At 60.4% G+C, this 18,014-nt stretch carries 15 protein-coding genes; 9 read left to right on the forward strand and 6 right to left on the reverse strand.

Translation table 11 applies throughout. The features are described 5' to 3' along the window. Window positions 1-14: 14 nt before the first annotated feature. The 8 genes from WCA10_RS11730 to WCA10_RS11765 all read left to right on the forward strand — a co-directional run bounded on the left by WCA10_RS11730 (window position 15) and on the right by WCA10_RS11765 (window position 9,558). Complete coding sequence (locus WCA10_RS11730) at window positions 15-812, forward strand: ABC transporter ATP-binding protein (RefSeq protein WP_472822724.1); 798 nt, start codon at window positions 15-17, stop codon at window positions 810-812. After that, the gene (locus tag WCA10_RS11735) at window positions 800-2,515 is read left to right on the forward strand and encodes a hypothetical protein (RefSeq protein ID WP_472822709.1); all 1,716 of its coding nucleotides are present in this window, start codon (window positions 800-802) and stop codon (window positions 2,513-2,515) included. Before WCA10_RS11730 ends, WCA10_RS11735 begins: the two co-directional genes overlap by 13 nt. A gap of 285 nt (window positions 2,516-2,800) precedes the next feature. Then, on the forward strand, window positions 2,801-3,346 hold the full coding sequence (locus WCA10_RS11740; RefSeq protein ID WP_472822710.1) for an RNA polymerase sigma factor: 546 nt from the start codon (window positions 2,801-2,803) through the stop codon (window positions 3,344-3,346). Further along, window positions 3,343-5,919 (forward strand): FecR domain-containing protein, encoded by a 2,577-nt coding sequence (locus WCA10_RS11745; RefSeq protein ID WP_472822711.1) that lies wholly within the window; start codon window positions 3,343-3,345, stop codon window positions 5,917-5,919. The genes WCA10_RS11740 and WCA10_RS11745 overlap by 4 nt, the downstream gene beginning before the upstream one ends. A gap of 19 nt (window positions 5,920-5,938) precedes the next feature. Further along, complete coding sequence (locus WCA10_RS11750) at window positions 5,939-6,880, forward strand: ABC transporter ATP-binding protein (RefSeq protein ID WP_472822712.1); 942 nt, start codon at window positions 5,939-5,941, stop codon at window positions 6,878-6,880. Next, window positions 6,867-7,745: an ABC transporter permease gene (locus tag WCA10_RS11755; RefSeq protein WP_472822713.1), complete on the forward strand. Its 879-nt coding sequence runs from the start codon at window positions 6,867-6,869 to the stop codon at window positions 7,743-7,745. The genes WCA10_RS11750 and WCA10_RS11755 overlap by 14 nt, the downstream gene beginning before the upstream one ends. A gap of 5 nt (window positions 7,746-7,750) precedes the next feature. After that, entirely contained in the window at window positions 7,751-8,695 is a 945-nt protein-coding gene (locus tag WCA10_RS11760) for an ABC transporter ATP-binding protein (RefSeq protein WP_472822714.1), read from the forward strand. Next, on the forward strand, window positions 8,692-9,558 hold the full coding sequence (locus WCA10_RS11765) for an ABC transporter permease (RefSeq protein ID WP_472822715.1): 867 nt from the start codon (window positions 8,692-8,694) through the stop codon (window positions 9,556-9,558). Before WCA10_RS11760 ends, WCA10_RS11765 begins: the two co-directional genes overlap by 4 nt. 183 nt (window positions 9,559-9,741) lie before the next feature. On the opposite strand, the gene WCA10_RS11770 is transcribed toward WCA10_RS11765, so the two are convergent. Together WCA10_RS11770 and WCA10_RS11775 are read right to left on the reverse strand one after the other, a co-directional pair. Continuing rightward, window positions 9,742-13,182: an acyl-[ACP]--phospholipid O-acyltransferase gene (locus WCA10_RS11770; protein ID WP_472822716.1), complete on the reverse strand. Its 3,441-nt coding sequence runs from the start codon at window positions 13,180-13,182 to the stop codon at window positions 9,742-9,744. Window positions 13,183-13,408: 226 nt separating this feature from the next. After that, on the reverse strand, window positions 13,409-13,879 hold the full coding sequence (locus WCA10_RS11775) for a single-stranded DNA-binding protein (protein WP_472822717.1): 471 nt from the start codon (window positions 13,877-13,879) through the stop codon (window positions 13,409-13,411). 320 nt (window positions 13,880-14,199) lie between these two features. On the opposite strand from WCA10_RS11775, the gene WCA10_RS11780 reads away from it, so the two are divergent. After that, window positions 14,200-15,468, forward strand: coding sequence for a metal-dependent hydrolase family protein (locus WCA10_RS11780; protein WP_472822718.1), 1,269 nt, complete (start codon window positions 14,200-14,202; stop codon window positions 15,466-15,468). 41 nt (window positions 15,469-15,509) lie between these two features. On the opposite strand, the gene WCA10_RS11785 is transcribed toward WCA10_RS11780, so the two are convergent. The 4 genes from WCA10_RS11785 to WCA10_RS11800 all read right to left on the reverse strand — a co-directional run. Then, window positions 15,510-15,815, reverse strand: a complete 306-nt coding sequence (locus tag WCA10_RS11785; protein WP_472822719.1) for a hypothetical protein — start codon at window positions 15,813-15,815, stop codon at window positions 15,510-15,512. Beyond that, window positions 15,812-16,372 carry a DUF420 domain-containing protein gene (locus WCA10_RS11790; protein ID WP_472822720.1) on the reverse strand — a complete coding sequence of 187 codons (561 nt, stop codon included), beginning with the start codon at window positions 16,370-16,372 and terminating at the stop codon, window positions 15,812-15,814. The genes WCA10_RS11785 and WCA10_RS11790 overlap by 4 nt, the downstream gene beginning before the upstream one ends. 7 nt (window positions 16,373-16,379) lie before the next feature. Beyond that, window positions 16,380-17,396: a heme o synthase gene (cyoE, locus tag WCA10_RS11795; protein WP_472822721.1), complete on the reverse strand. Its 1,017-nt coding sequence runs from the start codon at window positions 17,394-17,396 to the stop codon at window positions 16,380-16,382. Window positions 17,397-17,488: 92 nt separating this feature from the next. Then, on the reverse strand, window positions 17,489-18,014 hold a 526-nt coding region (locus WCA10_RS11800; RefSeq protein ID WP_472822722.1), incomplete at its 5' end, for a DUF5946 family protein.

Here is an 18,014-nt window from a genome sequence, read left to right on the forward strand (position 1 = left end):
TATCCTTGCCCCACATGGAAACTGCGGCGATTCAGACCCACGGGCTCACGCGATGCTTCGGCGCGCTGACCGCGGTCGAGGATGTGACGTTTACAGTGGCTTCCGGGCAATTTTTCGGATTTCTTGGGCCGAATGGCGCGGGAAAGTCAACGACGATCAAGATGCTGACGGGGCTGCTGGAGCCGACGGCAGGCACGATCGAAATTCTGGGCAAGCGATTCAGCGCTGGAGCGCTCGACCTGAAGCGGCAAATTGGCGTGGTTCCGGAAGGAATGGCGCTGCTTGGAAGGCTCACTGCGCCGGAGTACCTGCGCTTTGTGGGCCGGATGTACGGGCTGGAGCGGGAGACGGTGAACCGCCGGACGGAGGAACTGCTCGAGTTCATGCAACTGGCGGACGAGCGCCGCAAGCTGGTCACGGATTTCTCGCACGGCATGCAGAAGAAGCTGGCGCTGGCGGCAGCGGTGATTCACGGGCCGCGGGTGCTGTTCCTCGACGAGCCCTTTGAAGGCGTGGATGCGATTGCGGCGGGCATGCTGAAGACCATGCTGCAGGGAATGATTAATCGCGGGGCAACAATCTTTCTGACAACGCATGTGCTGGAGATTGTGGAGCGGCTTTGCACCCACGTGGCGATCATCCACCAGGGACGACTGGTCGCCAACGGGTCGATCGAAGATCTGCGTGCGGGTGTGGCAAGTACCCTGCCGGGAGCGGAGACCGAGCAAAAGTTGACGCTGGAAGAGATCTTTCTCTCCATCGTGGGCGCAAGCGGGCAGGAATCGGCGCAGGAGCTTTCATGGCTGGCATAGCGCGTGCCGAAGACGCGGCTGCGGGCTCAGGCGGCCCGCTCGGCCAGATGGCGCGGCGGCAGTATGCGGCACTGGTGACCATGCGGTTGCGCATGGTGGCCAACAATGTTCGCTCTGTGCAAGGCGCCTTTGAATTCGGCGCGCGAAGTGTCGCCCTCCTTATTTACTCCATCATGGGAATGGGGCTGGGCTTCGGGCTGGGCGCAGGCGCGTACTCAATCGTATCGAGCAGACATCCAGAATTCATTCCCGCCTTGTTCTGGACGGTATTTCTGATTTGGCAGGTGCTGCCGATCGCGCTGGCGTCGTTTCAGGAGCAATTTGACCTCGCTGGGCTGTTGCGTTTTCCGGTGAACTTCGGCTCGTTTTACGTGCTGAACCTGGTGTTCGGACTGGTGGATGTGCCGACAATTCTGGGGAGCATCTGCTGCGTGGGAATTCTGATTGGTGTGACGCTGGCGCGGCCTGTGTTGTTCGGCTGGACGGCGTTTGCGCTGGCGGTTTTTGCGCTGTTCAACGTTTTGCTGGCGCGGACCGTACTGGCGTGGGTGGATCGCTGGCTGGCCAAGCGCAGGACCCGCGAGGTTGTGAGTGCCATTTTCCTGCTGCTGATGCTGAGCCTGCAGCTGCTCAATCCGGGGCTTCGGAGCGGTACTCACTTTCAACGACCAGACAAAGTAGCAGCAAAGGCCAACCAGCAGAGAATCTTGACGGAGATGGAGATCTGGGCCAGAACCGCTCACGCGTTGGAAGCGTGGCTACCGCCGGGACTCGCCGCCGGGATCATTGTGGATTCCGAGGAGAGCACGCCGCAACACTTATTGATGTCGCTGGGGGTGCTCGGTTTCTACATCATTACGACCGGCGCATTGCTGGGGGTTCGGCTTCACGCGGAGTATCGTGGCGAGAAATTGAGCGAAGCGCCGTCCGCGCAAAAGAGGAACGCGAGCGACAGCAAGTGGCTGATTGATGGTTCGGGTCCAATCGCAGCTGTAATCGAAAAAGAGCTTCGCACCGTGCCGCGATCGATGCCGCTGCTGTTTGCCATTGGAGCGCCGCTGTTGACGGTGTTGGTGATCAGCCCTGTATTCCGCAACGGAGCGCTGGGCGGACGCTCGTTTCAGCTGGCGTTTCCTCTATGCGTCTGCTATGCGCTTCTGGGATTTACGCAGATAATCTTCAACAACCTGGGGGCGGAAGGGGCGGGCATTCAGATGCTGTTTCTCTCTCCCACACCAATCCGCAAGGTGCTGCTGGCAAAGAATCTTTTCCATGGGACGCTGTTTGTGACGGTGGCATTTCTGGCGGGGGTTCTGGCTACGCTTCGACTCGGCGAGCCGACTTGGACCCTGCTGGCGGCGACGACGGCGTGGGTATTGTTTGCGCTGCCGACGTATCTTGCAGCCGGTAATCTGCTTTCGCTGACGATGCCGTACCGTGTGAATCTTGGGCGCATTTCACGGCAGCGCGGATCGCAGGCAAGCGCGCTGGTGAGCATGCTGATTCAGGCGATTGTGATGGGGGCCGGTGTGGCTGTGCTGGCGATATGCACCTTCTTCGATAAGCGTTGGCTGGCCGCGCCATGTCTGCTGATGCTGGCTGGGGCGTCACTGGTGGTGTGGATGCGCGTGCTGGCGCATACCGATGCGCTCGCCAATCGCAACCGCGATAATTTGATCGGGACGCTGGCGAAGACGGAGTAGGGCGAAGAGCGGGCAATATGCACCGTCCCTACGGGACTCCCATGTCTTCTTGGGATCCGATTCCCCCACGCTAAAGCGCGGGGCTAACAATCGGTGAGCCTCCGGCGCGCTTCGTCGTCATACCGCAGTTCAGTCGTGGTGGTGCGAAACGGTGATCACTCTGGAATTCGGGCTGAAGCCGAAAAATCTGAACCGGCGGGGGCTTTTTGGCGTAATTTGGTTCAGCCGGATTAATAATCGGCTGGTTCCAACGTCATCTCTATGAACAGCGAGAAAGGTCAGCCCGTGGCAAGCGCCAGCAAAACCCTGCCGGTGGTGGAGATGCGAGAGGGTCTTTCGGACCTGTTCGCGATGCATCATCGACGCGTTTTATTTGCTGCCTATCGCATTACAGGCAGCATGGCGGACGCGGAAGATGTGGCGCAGAGTATTTTTCTGCGACTGGCGGCGGATAGTGAACATGCCGTTAGTAACGCGGGAAGCTACCTGTATCGTGCGGCAATCAATGGGGCGCTCGATCTGTTGCGGCGCAGAAACGCCGCGGCGAGCGAGTCGCTCGATTCGGCAGCGGGGGTTGCATCGCAGGGACGCGGCTCGCGGCCGGAGGCTGAAGCTCTAAGCAGCCAGCTGGTGCAGTGGCTGCGAACGGTATTGGGCGACCTTAGCCCGCGGGCAGCGGAGATGTTCACGCTGCGGTATGTGGAAGAGCTGGACAATCGCGAGATTGCCTCGCTGATGAACGCGTCGCAGGCCGTGGTGGCGGTGACGCTGCACCAGGCAAGAGCCAAGCTGAAGAAGCGGCTTACAGAGATGGAACGGGGGAACCGATGAAGAACCACGACGAAATTTTGCTGGAGAATGCGACCAAGGCGATGCGCGAGGCTGAGCCCGAGGCCAGTCAGATTTCCGCAGCGGCAGAGAAGGTTGCGGGCAAGCTGGGTATTACATTCGCGGAATCCGCGGCGATTGAGAGTTGCGAGGACGTGCGTTCGTTGTTCAACGCGTATCGTGCGGGAACGTTGCCGGAAAATCGCGCGCTGCTGGTGAAGGCGCATCTGCGCGAGTGCGGAGTGTGTCTACGCCGTTTCCATTCGGGCTCTGGCGCGGTGGACTGGTCGACTCCCAAGGCGATGCCGGCGCGGGCGCGTGTGCAGCCGAGGAAGCTGGGTTGGGCGATGGCGGCGTCGCTGGCAGTGGCGGCGACGGGGCTGTTTGTGTACAGGACGTACTGGCAGATTCCGCCGGGAGTGCGGGCGGAGGTGCAGTCGATTGATGGATCGGCCTCGCTGATTACGGACAATGGCGATCGGCTGCTTGCGGCGGGCACCGAGTTGAAGGAAGGCGATGAACTGCGGACTTCCGGCGGGTCGCATGCGGTGCTGCGGCTGGCGGATGGTTCGACGGTGGAGATGAACGAACGCAGCGCAGTGAGCGTGGGCGCGCGCGGGCGGAACATGACGGTCGATCTCGATCAGGGGGCGGTGATCGTGAGAGCGGCGCATCGGACTGCAGGTCATTTGTATGTAAAGACGGACGACTGCAGCGTTGCGGTGACAGGCACCGTGTTCTCAGTGAATGCGGGCATCAAGGGGTCGCGCGTGGCGGTACTGCAAGGTGCTGTGGAAGTGGCGCATGCCGGTGTGAAGTCGACGATCCATGCGGGCGATGAATATACCACCTCACAGAATCTTGTGCCGGAGCCGGTGAGCGAGCAGGTGGCGTGGAGTCCGAATCGCGATCAGTACATTGAGCTGCTGGCGCAGTTTTCGACATTGCAGCATCGCATCGGACAGATTCCGATTCCGCAGCGCTATGGGAGCGACCTGCTGGACCGAGTGCCGGCGGAAACGCAGCTTTACGTGAGCATTCCGAATCTGGGCGACTTTGTGAGCCAGGCAAAGACAATCTTTGAGGACCAGCTCAAGCAGAGCGCAGTACTGCAGCAGTGGTGGAGCCGCGGCAACCAGGACAAGACGGCGGAGATGGATGCGCTGGTGAACAAGGTGCACGATGTTAGTTCTTATCTCGGTGACGAGATGGTGATCGTGGCGCTGAAGCAGCAGACGGGCAATGGATTCGCGGTGGTTGCGGATGTACAGCGCAGCGGCCTTGCTGACCTGTTGAAGCAGGAGTTTGCGAAAGGCGCGCCTGGGATGTTGACGGTGCTGGATGAGAGCGCGTTGAGCGGAGCGACTGCGGACAAAAAGGGAAATGGCGCGTATGCGCTGGTTCGGGAGAAGGAAGTGGTCTTCTCAAACAGCATCGACACGCTGAAGACGATTGACGCGCAACTGAATGCGGGCTCGAGCGGGTTTGCGGCATCGGATTTCGGCCAGCGGATCAAGGCTGCTTATAACCGCGGCGCGGGCGTGATTCTGGCTGCCAACCTGCAGGAGATGCTGGCTGGTACGGAAAGCCACGGCGCAAAGAAAGGCGTGGCGTTTCTCGAGAAGTCGGGCATGAGCGGAGTTCGCTACTTGATCGCCGAGCATCGTGAGTCGAATGGAACTCCGGAAAATCATCTGAATCTGCAGTTCTCCGGACAAAGGCAGCGTGTGGCTTCGTGGCTGGGCAGCCCGGCGCCGATGGGGTCGCTGGATTTTGTTTCACCCAATGCCGCACTCGCAGTCGCGGGGGTTTCAAAGGATCCCGCGGCGATTGTGGATGATCTGATGGCCATGATGTCGGAAGGCAAGAATGGCGCGGATCAGTTGAACAAGGCGCAGGCCGAACTTGGAATTGATATTCGCAACGATCTTGCCGGGAACCTGGGTGGAGAATATTTATTCGCCCTGGATGGACCGGTACTGCCAACGCCATCGTGGAAGGCCGTGATCGAGGTGCGCGACTCCGCGCGGTTCGAGGCGACGCTGGAGCGGCTGGTGCAGGGAGTGAACGCTCATGTGCAGGGGCAAGGTGGACACGGCATGACGATTGAACCCAGCCAGGCGGGCGGACAGACGTTTTACAGCGTGCATAATACAGCCACCAGCGCAGTAGTGGCGGAGTACACGTATGCCGATGGGTACATGATCGTCGCTCCCACGCGGGCGCTGCTGATGGATGCACTGCGCGCGCATTCGACAGGGGACACGCTGGGGCACTCAGCGAGTTTCAAGGCGCTGCTGCCGGTGGATCAGAATGAGAACTACTCGGCGGTGGCGTATCAGAACCTTGGGCCGGTGTTGACGCCCTTGCTGTCGCACATGAGCGGCGAGTCGGCGGAAGCTTTGAAGAAGCTTGCTTCGGACGCGCATCCGACGGCGATCTGCGCGTGGGGCAAGGACGCAGGGATCGAAGTTGCGAGCAACAGCAACATGTTCGGATTCGATTTTCTAACCCTCGGAAGCCTGCTCCACGGCGGCCCCAAACCAGCACTTCCTGCTGCGGAACAAATGCAGTGAGCAGCACGTAAGAGAAGACATGGGCGTGATCGAACTTGATCGACTGGAGGTGCGGCTTGGCGGCCGCACCGTTCTCAATGGGTTGACGGGAGAGCTACGCGGTCACGCCGTCGGGTTGCTGGGGCCAAACGGTGCGGGAAAATCGACGCTGATCAACGCGCTGCTTGGATTTCACGAGCCGTCGGGCGGGGTGGCAAAGGTGCTCGGCCTGGATGCGCGGGTGGATCGCATGCGTATCCGCCAGAGCGTCGGCTACATGCCGGAGAATGATTCCTTCATCGGCAACATGAACGGCGTTCGCTTTGTGCGGTACATGGCAGAGCTTGCGGGGCTGCCTCCGGCTGAAGCGCTGGAGCGCGCGCACGAAGCTCTGTTTTATGTGGGGCTCGGCGAAGTGCGCTATCGCAAGATCAGCACATACTCATTGGGGATGAAGCAGCTGATCAAGCTGGCGCAGGGGCTGGCGCACGGGCCGAAGCTGCTGATCCTGGATGAGCCGACGAACGGACTGGATCCTACGGCGCGCCAGCGCATGATTCAGCTCATCAAGGATATTCGCAAGCAGGGTGGCACGCATCTGCTGATCTCGTCGCACCTGCTGCGCGATATCGATGAGACGTGCGAGGAGGTGCTGATCTTGAACAAGGGTCGCATCGCGGCCATTTCAAACATTGAAGAGGAGCGACGGTCGCATCGGAACTTCATCGAGATGGAGATGATCGGCAGTACCGAGGCATTTGCGCAGAAGATGCAGTCGCTGGGATGCGAGTGCGCGAGCTTTGCCGGCGGCCGCGTGAAGCTGGTGATGCCGGATGCGCTGAGCGCGAAGGACCTGTATGTGACGGCGGCGGAGTTTGGGGTGCAGATCAGGCGCATTCAGCAGCGGCGGGATTCGCTCGAAGATATTTTCCTGCGGGCGATGGAGTACGAGGGAGGCCGGGTCGACCATGTCCGTGTTTGATCATGATTACCGGCCGTATGAAGGCCGCCTGACGCCGCTGGGATCGCGTCCCCTGGTGCTGGCGCGGTATGCGCTCAATGAGGCGTGGTCGTCGAAGATCACGATCGGTCTGTTCGTTCTTTCGCTTCTGCCGTGTCTAGTGGACCTGGTGATTATTTATGTGGCGGATAATCCCATGGCGCGGGCGCTGATCATGCGCGGAGGCCCGGCGCTCGACATCGATCGGACCTTCTTTCTTCGTGTTCTGGAGACGCAGTGCTGGTTTGCGCTGGTGCTGGCGGCATGGATTGCACCGCGACTGGTGTCGTTTGACCTGGGCGATAACGCGCTTCCGATTTTGCTGAGCCATCCCATTTCGCGCTTCGGCTATCTGCTGGGCAAGTTTGTCGCGCTGGCGCTTTCGCTTTCCTACGTTACCTGGATTCCATGCCTGCTGCTGTTTGTTTATCAGTGCTATGCTTCGCCGCAACCGTGGGGGATGGCGAATTTTTCACTGGCGCTGGGGATTTTTGCGGGGGCGGCGGTGTGGGTTTTTGTGCTCTCAATGGTGGGGCTGGCGGTATCGGCGTGGGTGAAGTGGCGGGTGATTGCGACGGGGGCGATTTTCGCGGTGGTGTTTGTTCCGGCGGGCGTGGGCGCAATGGTTAGTCTAATTCTGCGGACCAAGTGGGGATTGCTGCTGAATCTTCCGCTTATTATGTCGGAACTGTGGCAGAGGATCTTGGGTGCGCCGGCGCCGATCCGTATGAACGAGCGGTTTATATTGCCAACTTTTCCGATGGTGGTTGCGCTGATCATCGCGTGCCTGCTTTGCGTGGCGGTGTTGAATGCGCGTATCCGTGCGCGCGAGGTGGTGCGCGGATGAACGCAGTGACGGACACAATTCGTTTCGAGAATGTCTCGAAGTTTTATGGCGAGGTGCTCGGGGTGAACCGGGTTTCGCTGACGCTGACGCCGGGGATTTCGACGCTGGTGGGGCCGAACGGTTCAGGCAAGACCACACTGATGAACCTGATGACGGGACTGGTGCAGCCTTCGCGCGGAAGCGTCTCGGTTCTGGGACTAGCGCCGTCGAACGCGACGGAATTCTTTTGCAACGTGGGGTATTGCGCGCAGTTCGATTCGTTTCCGCGCGGGTTGACCGGATTTCAATTTGTACTCGATAGCCTGATGCTGTTTGGCATGACTGAGGAAGATGCGCATGCGTTGACGGCGGAGGCACTCGAGCGCGTTCAACTGGATGGCGAAGCGGCGCATCGCATGATTGCCGGGTACAGCAAGGGGATGCGGCAAAAGATCAGGCTGGCGCAGTCAATCGCGCATCATCCGCGGGTACTGGTGCTGGACGAGCCGCTGAATGGACTGGACCCGATGGCGCGGGCGGAGTCGCTGGCATTGTTTCAGGAACTGGGGCGGCAGGGGATGCACGTGGTGATCTCAAGCCACATTCTCGACGAAGTGGATCGCATCTCGGATCGCGTTGTGCTGATTACGGGCGGCTATCTCATCGCGCAGGGAAACATTCACGATGTGCGGAAGGAAGTGCGCGACAAGCCGATGCAGGTGCTGATTCGCTGCGACAGTCCCGAACTGCTGGCGTCGAAGATGTTTGCGGTGAATCACTGCGTAGAGGCGCGGCTGCACGCGGATGGGCGCGGCGTGTTTTTGCGCACCGGGGATGTCGACGAGTTTTACCGTCTGCTGAACGAGATTGCGGCTGAGGGATTGGTGAAGATCGATGCGGTGGCTCCGGCCGATGACAATGCAAACGCCATCTACCAGTACCTGATCGGTTCAGACGGGAGCGCCTCATGATGCAGCAGAGTTTCAGCAGCGCGATCGGCATCCTGCGGCAACAGCCGTGGTCGTTGTGGTGGGTGCAAGCGCGACGGCTGACGCGGATCGAGATCAGGCGCAATCTTTTTACGCGTCGGGCGTGGTGGATTTATTTTCTTGCGTTTATTCCGGCGGTGATCATTTTGCTTCACCTGGTTTTCGACCCGCACGCCGGCCTGGCCATGGGCGACGACACCGAGGTGCTCGCGGGTGTGGTGCAGCTTTACTACGTGCGACTGGGGATCTTTTTCGGATGTCTGGGGATTTTTTCGCGGCTGATTCGCGGCGAGATGATCGAGCGGAGCCTGCACTATTACCTGTTGTCGCCGGTGCGCCGCGAAGTGATCCTGCTGTCGAAGTTTTTTGCGGGCGCGGTGAGCGCTGTGCTGCTGTTTGGCATTGCTGTGCTTGCCGATTTCGTGCTGATGTATGCGGGATACGGTGCGGCGGGCCGGGACTTCATGATGCATGGGCCGGGGCTGGGGCAGATCGAAGCGTACCTGCTGATCGTGGTGCTGGGATGCCTGGGGTATGGATCGATCTTCCTGCTGCTAAGCCTGATGTTTCGCAATCCTATGCCGGGTGCGATGCTTCTGCTGGGGTGGGAGGCGATCAATCCGGTGATGCCTTCGCTGCTGCAGAAGTTCAGCGTGGCCTCATACCTGCGACACCTGATGCCGGTCAGTGTTCCGGCGGAGGGTGTGTTTGCACTGCTGACTGTCGAGACCGAACCTGTGTCGGCATGGGTGGCGGTGCTTGGTCTGCTGGCTTTGATCGCGCTGGTGCTGACGTATACGTGCTACCGGATGCGGCGGCTGGAGATTCGGTACACGACGGAGTAGCGCCTCGACGGCGAAGATTTGTCATATCCAGGCCCGGTTGAGGTTTGTGGTTTCCCACCCATGTCAACGATGAGGCTGTTGCCATGGATGGGGCACCCGGCATCCTAAGGCACGACTAAGTCGTGCCCTTTCAAAACCGCTCTCCACGAATTGAAGAGCCGCTATAATCCGGCAAGCACCTTCTCAAGCCATTGAGGTGGCCAGGGCTTTGACGCCGCGCAGGTCAATTTTTCCGGTGCCGAGGATGGGCAGCGCGTCGACGTGGAAGAACGCGCCAGAACGGGGTTTCCAGAGAGCGGGCAGATCGCACTGGGCAAATTTTTCGATCACAGGCGTGAGCTTTTCTGTTGAGAGCGTGGAGATGACGACGATGCGTTCGCCTTTCTTTTCGTCGGGCAGCGCGGTGACGGCGAATACCTGCTCGGTGACTCCAGCCAATTCCTGCAGCTTGTCTTCAATGCGGATGTGCGGCACCATCTCGCCGCCGATCTTGCTGAAACGCGAGAGGCGGTCGGTGATGGTGAGGAAGCCGTCTTCTTCCATGATGGCGACATCGCCGGTGGTGTACCAGCCATCGTGCAGGACTTCGGCGGTCTTCTCGGGCTTGCCGAGATAGCCTTTCATCACGTTCGGACCTTTGACGAGGAGCATGCCGGGAGTGCCGGGTGGGACCGGCTGGCCAGTGTCAATATCGACGACGCGGACGGTGACGCCGGGAAGCGGGTGGCCGATTTTTCCGCGGCGCGCACCGACCTGGCGGAAGCCTGGAGCACGGAAGTCGCGTCCATTGACCGTGACGACGGGTGAGCACTCGGTGCAGCCATAGCCCTCGAGCGGGCGGATGCCGAAGGTGTCTTCAAAGGCAAGAGCGACGCGGTCGGCAAGCTTTTCTGCACCGACGAGGACGTATTGCAGGCTGCCGAAACTTTCAGGCGAACAGCGTCGCATGTAGGCCTGAAGAAATGTTGGGGTGGCGATGAGGAAGGTGACGCGATACTGCGCGACGAGTTCGCCGATGACCTTGGTGTCGAGCGGATTGGGATGATAGACGACGCCGACGCCGTTCGCGGCGGGCATCCAGAGAGCAGCCATGAATCCGAACGAGTGGAAGAAGGGCAGGATGCCGAGGATCTTGTCATGGCCGTCGAGCATGAAGACTTGCGCGACCTGCTGAATGTTGGAGCCGATGTTGTAGTGCGTGAGCATGACGCCCTTGGGGTCGCCGGTGCTGCCGCTGGAAAAGATCACGGTGGCGAGGTCGTCGACGCTACGTTTGCCCGGTGCCGCGCCGATGGCCTTGCGCAGAAGAGTCTGCGGCATGGTGGATGCGAGCAGAAGCGCGAAGAGCTTCTCTGTGGCGCGCGGGGATTGAAGGACGTCTTCGAGGAAGAGAGTGCGGCCGGGAATTTCGAGTTTGGGGAAGCGCTCGACGAAGGCCTTTGACGTGATGACAACATCGACGTCGCATTGTTTCGCGCAGGAGGCGATGACTTCGCTCGACGCGGTGTAGTTGAGATTGACGGGCACGCGGTCGAGGAGCGTGAGCGCGTAGTTGGTGAGGGCGCCGCCGACGGAGGGCGGCAGCAGCAATCCAATCATCTGGCGATCGCCGATGGCGGGGCGAAGGCGACGCGCGATGAAGATGGTTTTGGTGAGAGCGGAGAAGAAGCGTACCTTCGGCGTCTTGCCGTCCGCCATCATGAAGCGCAGCGGGAAGCGGCGCGCGGTGCGGACAAAGGCGCGATCGAGGGTGCGCATGCGGCGTTTGCGTTCGCGAAAGGCTTCGGCCTGGAGTTCCTGCACGGCGGCGCGGACGGAGATGGCGGAGGTTGTGGGCGGCATGGGCGCGCCGAAGCTGACAGTGACGGGGTAGGGGATGCGATGGGGGATCTTCCAGAGGAAGCGGCCGCGTTCGAAGCTGAAGATGCTGCCCCATACGCCGTCGAGATTGACGGGGATGATGGGGACGTCGACGCCTTTCATGATGCGTTCAAGTCCGCGGCGGAAGGGAAGCATCTGGCCGGTGCGCGTGATCTGGCCTTCGGCGAAGATGCAGACGATTTCGTCCTGGCGGAGGGCGTCGCTGGCGGTGCGCAGGGAGCGGATCATCTCGCGGGGACGCTGTTCGCTGGAGATGGGGATGGCTTTCATCATGCGGGCGAAGGGCTTGATGATGCGGTTGTCGTAGATGCCCTTGTACATGAGGAAGCGGATGGGGCGGTCTGTCGAAGCAATGAGGAGCGCGACGTCGACGAACGACATGTGATTGCAAACGAGCAGTGCGCCGGTTCGTTCAGGGAAGTTGTCGCGGCCGAGGACTTTAACGCGGTAGATGGTGTGGGTGACGAAGAAGAGGATGAGACGGCCGAACCACTCGGGCAGAAGGATGAGAACGTAGACAGTGCCGGCTGCTGTGATGACGGAGGCAGCAAGCATGATGCCGCGCGGATTGAGATGGACGAATTTTGTGAATACGAAGTAGGCGCCGGAAGAGAGGGCAATGCCGACGAACGACAACAGATTGGACGCAGCGATGATGCCGCCCTTGTTTTCTTCGGCAGGGCGATGCTGGATGAGCGCGTTGACGGGGACGGCGAAGAATCCGGCCCAGAAGCCGAGCATGCCGAGCAGGACCGCTGAACCGATGAGACCGGTGTGCATGGTGCCGAGGGCGATGCCGGTCAGCGTCATGCCGATGGAGCCGAGAGGAATGAGGCCGTATTCGATCTTGTTGCCGCTAAGCAGGCCGGCGATCATGCTGCCGATGCCGATGCCGACGGCGAGCGTGGCGTTGAGATAGCCAGTCTCAGTCTGGCCGATGTGGAGAACATCGGGGCCGAAGACGATGATGGTGGAGAACAGCAGCGAGCCGAGGAACCAGAAGTAGGTATTGCCGAGGACCGCGAGAAAGAGCGGCTGATCGCGGCGCATGAGGGTGATCTGTTGCCAGAGATCGCCGATAAAGTTCAGGCGGAATTTCTTTTCCGGCGCGGCCGGCGGAACGCGATCGATGCCGAAGCTGGTGGCGAGGCCCGTGCAGGCGAGGGCGAGGAGCGCGTAGCCGGCGTAGACCTCGTGTCCATGGAAATGCTCAGCCATCGCCGCGCCGGTGACCGTGCCGATGATGATGGCGAGGAAGGTGCCGAGTTCGATGACTCCATTTCCCCAGGAGAGGCGCTTGGCAGGGAGCAATTCCGGGAGAAGGCCGTATTTTGAAGGACCGAAGAGTGCGGCTTGCGTGGCGACCAGCCCAAGCGCGACGAGCGTGAGCGGCTGCAAATGCAGAGCAAGACCGGCGGTGGCGATGGTCATGGCGGCGATCTCCATGACCTTTGTCCAGATGGTGACGCGGCGCTTGCTAAAGTGGTCGGCGAGCCAGCCGCCGGTCATGCTGAAGAGCACGAAGGGCATGGAGAAGAGGAAGGTGACGATCGAGACGAAGGTGTCGCGCTGGTCGTTGCGCAGGCCCATGCCGACGATCATGGCGAGGAGGAGATTGCGCAGGATGTTGTCGCAGTATGCGCCCTGGAATTGAGTCGCGATCAGAGCCCAGAAGCCGCGCTCGCCGTGCACGGGTTCCGGTGCGGTAGGGGCCTGGAGTGCCGCGGGGTCTTCAGGTGACATAGTGTGCTCGGTTGGGTAGCGATGATTATACGGGGGGCGGTGTGGCTGTCCTATGCAACGAAGCGGGGTCGGGTTGGAATGATGGAATGTGGGATTGTCCGCCAAAAGCCTGTGGAAAAGACGGAAGCTTCGCTTCCTTGGAAAACACTTCGTGTTTTCCACTTTCCCACAGGCTCGACTGCTACTGGATTAGTTTATTTGTTTACATTTCTTCCGGAGGTAATCCCTAGAACGGTATGTCGTCGTCGGAGATTTCGGCGGACTGGCTGTATTCGTCGTGGCCGGCTGGTGGGTGCTGGTCGACGGTGCTCGAAGCCCCGGACTGACGGCTGTATCCGCCGGAGCCGGCCCCGCCATCTTCGCGGCCTGACAATAGGGAGAGGTCGAAGACGATGATTTCAGTGCGATACTTCTTCACGCCGGTTTCTTTGTCGTCCCAACTGCGGGTTTGGAGTTTGCCCTCGATGTAGAGTTTGGTCCCTTTCTTTACGTAATCGCGGACGATCTCAGCGGTGCGCTTGAAGGCGACCAGCGTGTGCCACTCGGTACGATCCTGCCAGTTACCCTGCGCATCCTGAAAGCGATCGCTGGTGGCGAGGGTGAAGTTGGCGACGATGGCACCGCCGGCGGTGGCCCGGATCTCGGGGTCCTTGCCCACATTGCCCAAAAGGATGACTTTATTTACTGACTTCGCCATGTGCTTCTCCTGCTTGCCCGCAGATCGACTGCGGAGACCCGTTTCCCGGGATTCCATTGCAATGTCTGAAAGTATAAATGCGACGCGGGAGAAGTGGCTGAACCGGAGCAGCAAGTGCAGATGGAATGCATTGAAAACGATGCTTTCGGCGAGCGGCTCGCGTTTCCCGGCGGTGATCGCAGGGCGGGAATAGATCGAGTCGCCGTGGTACAAATTACGGGTCAGGGCGAGGGTTCGGTTTCAAGAAGCGATGCCGGAAGTGATTGCCGGCAATTCCGTTTCGATCCAAGCGGAGTGTTCTCTGAAGGAGATCAGGATTCATGTCAAAGGCGGATGAAGCAGGAAAGAGGCTGATTTTTCGGTCGGCGCGAATATTTGATGGAGATTCCGATGCATTGATCGAAGGCAAAGACGTTGTGGCCGCGGGCGGAGTGATCGAGGATGTGGCCTCGCCCGATCCCGCCATCGACAGGGACGCTGAAGTGATTGACTGCAGCGGGCGCGTGCTGATGCCGGGATTGATTGACGCGCACGTGCATGTGTATGCGGCGGGGCTGAACATCACGCGCGTAGTGCAATCGCCGATGTCGTACCTGGCGCACTTTGCGGCGAAGTTTCTGCATGGATGCCTGGATCGCGGATTTACTACGGTGCGCGATGTGGGTGGCGCGGACGTGGGGCTCGTCGGGGCGATCCGCGATGGATTGCTTGGGACCGTGCCACGGCTCTTTTATGGGGGGCGCGTGATTTCGCAAACCGGCGGGCATGGGGACTTTCGTCCCGGCGATCACGCACTGGATGGCGTGACGTGTTGCGGCTGTGGATTCCACAGCGATCACATGGCGGTGGTTGCGGACGGAGCGGATGCGGTGCGTCGCGCGGTGCGGGAGGAGTTGCGGCGCGGGGCATCGCACATCAAGATCATGGGGTCGGGCGGTGTCGCGTCGCCGACTGACCCGCTGGACCGCTGCCAGTATTCCGATGATGAAATCAAGGCTGCCGTGGATGAGGCGGAGCGGGCTGGATCGTACATTGCAGCACATTGTCACCCGCCCGAGGCGGTGCGGCGCGCGGCTGCATTTGGAGTGAGGTCAATTGAGCACGCTACGCTGATCGATCGGGAGACGGCGGAGTTCGTTGCGGAGTGCGGTTCGTATGCGGTGCCGACGATGGCGACGCTTTTTGGTCTTCTCGAGGAAGGGGCTGCGCTCGGTCTTCCTGCAGTCAGCGTGGAAAAGCTGCGGAAGATTGGAGATTCCGCGCTCAAGGGCCTGGAGATTATGAAACTAGCAGGGGTGAAGATGGGATTGGGCAGCGATCTGCTTGGTCAGCAACACGTGAGGCAGAGTTCGGAATTTACGCTGCGTGCGCAGGTGTTGCCTGCCATCGATGTGCTGCGTTCGGCGTGCTCGGTGAATGCGGAACTGATGGGACAGGCGGGCAGGCTGGGCTGCATCCGCAAAGGTGCGGTGGCGGATCTGCTGGTGATTGATGGAAATCCGCTGGAGAATATTTCATTGCTGGCGGGGGATCATGCCGGCATCGCCATGATCGTGAAGGACGGAAAATTTCACAAACGATCGCGGTGAGCGGAACCCGGACTAAAGCGGTTCTGCAGCTGCGCGAATCGTTAGTTGGAACGATTGCCGGAGCGCCGCAGGCTGCGATTGCGGAGCCATTTGGCGATGCCGAGGGTCAGCAGCAGTCCGCCAAACGGGATGCACATCAGCGCGACGATCAGGGCGAACCAGCCGGTGTTGGTGCTGGCGCCGGTGGGGCCGAAGCCGCCAAGAAGAGTCTGAAGCAGAATCGCGGCGAGAAGGCCCGCGCCCGTCATGGACGATCCCCATTGCAGAAGCTGGCGCGTGCCATCGTTGGGTGACGCGATGCCCTTCGGCGATTCGGGGACGCGGTCGATCACGGGCATGCGGCTCACGATCCCTGCGCGAGGCGCAGCATGACGTAGGTAGCGACGCCGGTGACTGAAACGTAGAGCCAGATTGGAAACGTCCAGCGTGCAACCTTGCGGTGTTGCGGGAAGCGACTGGTGAGCGAGAAGAATAAAGTGACCAGCACCAGCGGCAAGGCGACTATCGCAAGAATGATATGGCTCGCGAGCAGCGGCAGGTAAACGGAGCGCCATGCAGCGTGGAGTGGATAGCGGACGTCACCGTGCAGGTAATGGTGCAGGATGTAGCTGACCAGGAAGAGTGTGGAGAAACCGAAAGCGGTGATCATCGACGCGCGATGGGCGGCGATCTTGCGGGCGCGGATGAAGGTGTAGCCGACGAGGAGTGCTGTCGCACTGAGGCCGTTGAGGGTGGCATTGAGCGCGGGGAGAAATGCCAGCTTTGTTTTGGAAACGTCGGCGGCCGGGTGTTCGTAGATCAGCCAGAAGAGAAAGAGCGAGGCTGCGGCGCTAATGGCGAGAATGACAAAAATGGCCTGACGCGTATTTGCTCTGGGCTGCGATCTGGTTGCCGTTGCGCTCATGCGTTCCTCAGTGTTTAGCGATGGCGCACACCATCAGCGTGGTCAGCAGGAGGGGCAGGTAGATGACGCTTACTTTGAGCAGATCGCGGGCCACCATGTGGCTTTCGGTTTCTGTGGTTGCACGCAGGATGCGGGTGAAGCGAATGGTGTAGGCGAGATAGAAGAAACCGAGGGCCGTCGCGGGAAACGCGTAAACCGGGCCCGTCATGCCTAGTCGCCACGGGATGAGGCTAATGGGGATCATCAGCACCGCATAGAAGAGTGCTTCGACAACCGTGGACCAGCCGTCGGGCTGAACGACGGGGAGCATGCGGATGCCGGCGCGTGCGTAGTCATGCCGGTAGAGCCAGGCGATGGCCATGAAGTGGGGAAACTGCCAGACAAAGAGAATGGCGAAGAGCGCAACGGCTGGCCACTCGATGCGTCCGCGGGCGGCGGTCCAGCCGAGCATCGGACCCATGGCGCCGGGGAATGCTCCGATGAAGGTCGCGAGCGAAGTGACGCGTTTGAGCGGGGTGTAGATGGCGACGTAGGAGAATGCCGTGAGCAGCGCCAGAGAGACGGTGAGCAGATTTGTGTGCAGCAGCAGCCACCATCCGCCGAGCGCGAGAGCGCTGAGGCCAGCCAGAACACCCTGGGCGAACGAGATGCGTCCGGCGGCGATGGGGCGGTCGGCGGTGCGCTTCATTTTGGCGTCGCTGGTGCGCTCGATGGCCTGGTTAAGGGCGCTGGCCCCGGCGGAGACCAGGCCGATGCCGATGAGCGTGTCGAGCAGGCCGCGCTGTACGCTGGAGATTCCCGATTGCATTGATCCGAGGTAGAAGCCTGCCCAGCCAGTGATGACGACCATTCCTGTAACGCGCACTTTGAAAAGCTCGCGCAGATCGGTGATCAGAGTTGCAGTTGTTCCGGGGCTGGGGGCGTGAATCTGGTGTGCTGATTGAGCTGGAACTGCCTCGTCTGAAACGCGCGCGTCATGCGCAGCGAAGTCTGGAGAAGCGGCAGCCTGGGAAACAGGAGTCATCGGGTGGAGAGTGACCTCGGTGGGGGTAATGTGAGTGCCCTCGCACCTAGGTTGATGATATCAAGCGGTGGAGGTTAGGGTTTGAGCTGCGATCATGCGACTTCAAGGTATTTTCGTGCCACTTCCACGATTTGGGCACGGCTTGCCTGCCAGGATGCCCATACATCGGCGCACCAGCGCTCGATCACTGCGTCGCGGGCGGGGCCGGGTTCAGCGGCAAGAACATCCTCAATGCGAATGACGCCGCGGGATGCAGGGAGAGGTGACTTCGTCCAGGTATTCGGCCATCGGGCGAGCTGCATGTGCGCCCTCTGCACCTGTTTGCCGGTGAAGCCTTTTTCGATGTGCAGGTAGAGGCCAATCAGGGCGAAGACGATCGCGATTGGCTTGGTGGTTTCATCCGCATTCTGCGCGGCGTAGGCATCGACAACAAGCTGATGGAGGAAGGCGGGGTCGGGGTGCGCCAGGGTGTAGAAGGCGAGTTCGTTGTAGAGGTCGTCGTTGCGAGACATGCCTGTTCCCATTTTATTGAGCATCGCCAAATCGGTTTGCCAAAAGAAGGGACATTCAAGCTCCGATAACCCCGGAGAACCTCGGAGCGTGCGATGCTGGACTCGT

Source organism: Occallatibacter sp., assembly GCF_049582745.1.
Lineage (GTDB): Bacteria > Acidobacteriota > Terriglobia > Terriglobales > Acidobacteriaceae > Telmatobacter.